The sequence below is a fragment of the Kocuria rhizophila genome, assembly GCF_003667225.1.
GTDB lineage: Bacteria > Actinomycetota > Actinomycetes > Actinomycetales > Micrococcaceae > Kocuria > Kocuria rhizophila.
The window spans coordinates 1-1010 of the sequence record NZ_RCOM01000160.1 but is presented as its reverse complement, the minus strand read 5'-3'; the positions used below and the strand labels follow the sequence as shown (position 1 = coordinate 1010).

Annotated in this window: 1 pseudogene and 1 other annotated feature; the pseudogene reads right to left on the bottom strand. The window is 67.0% G+C overall.

The features are described 5' to 3' along the window. Nucleotides 1-966: pseudogene (locus D9R02_RS11810) on the bottom strand (IS3 family transposase); the annotation flags it as partial. After that, nucleotides 533-667 (bottom strand) — a sequence feature (AL1L pseudoknot). It overlaps the preceding pseudogene by 135 nt. Nucleotides 967-1010: the final 44 nt, after the last annotated feature.

Genomic DNA, 1010 nt, shown 5'->3' with positions numbered 1-1010 from the left:
ACCAGTTGAATCCGCCTTGAGACCCCGCGTCGCTGTGACACCGCAGGTCCGCGTGGCGGTGACCTCTGGACCAGCGGGCCATCTCGATGGCGTCGAGGATCATCTCGGTGCGCATGTGCGACGCGACCCGCCACCCGACGATCATGCGGGAGAACGCGTCGATGATGAAGCACACGTACGCGACACCGGCCCAGGTCGCCACGAACGTCAGATCCGTCACCCAGAGCCGGTTCGGAGCGGTCGCGGTGAACTCCCGCTGCACCAGATCCGGGTGTCGCGCGGACGCCGGATCCGGCCTGGTCGTCTTCACCCGTTTCGAGCGCCTTGCGCCCTCGATCCCTGCCACCTTCATCAACCTCGCGGTCTGGTCGCGGCCGATCGCGATCCCCGCCCGCCGGGCCGCCTTCCAGAGCTTGCGGACCCCGTAGACCCGGTAGTTCGCCTCCCACAGCTCGACGAGCCGCGGGATCAGCTCCTCGTCCCGCTGGGCACGGGCGGACGGGGTGCGGGTCTTAGCGGCGTAGTAGCTGCTCGGAGCCACCTGCAACTGTCTGCAGATGAGCTCGACTCCGAGCCGGCGACCGTCGACGAGGTCGTCCTTGTTCGCGTCGATGAACGCGACTACTTCCGGTAGTGGCGGTCGAGCTCCGCCCCGAAGAAAGACGCAGCCCGCTTCAGCACCTCGTTGGCCCGGCGAAGCTCGCGGACTTCTTGCTCGAGCTCTTTCACCCGCTGCGCCTCCGCCGAGCTCACGCCGGAGGTGACACCCTCGTCGATGTCGGCCTGCTTCACCCACATCCGCACGGATTCGACCCCGTACCCGAGCTGCGTCGCGACTCGCTGCACGGTTCCTTGCGTGACCCCGAGCTCGGCCCGCAGCGTCCTCACCATCCGCACCGCGGCGGCCTTCTCCTCGTCCGAGTAGCGACGCGTCGTCGGCTTCCCATTCGCCAGTTCCTTCGGCATAACTCCATCCTCGTTTCCAAGGTCAGGAGCCTCCAACAAACTCA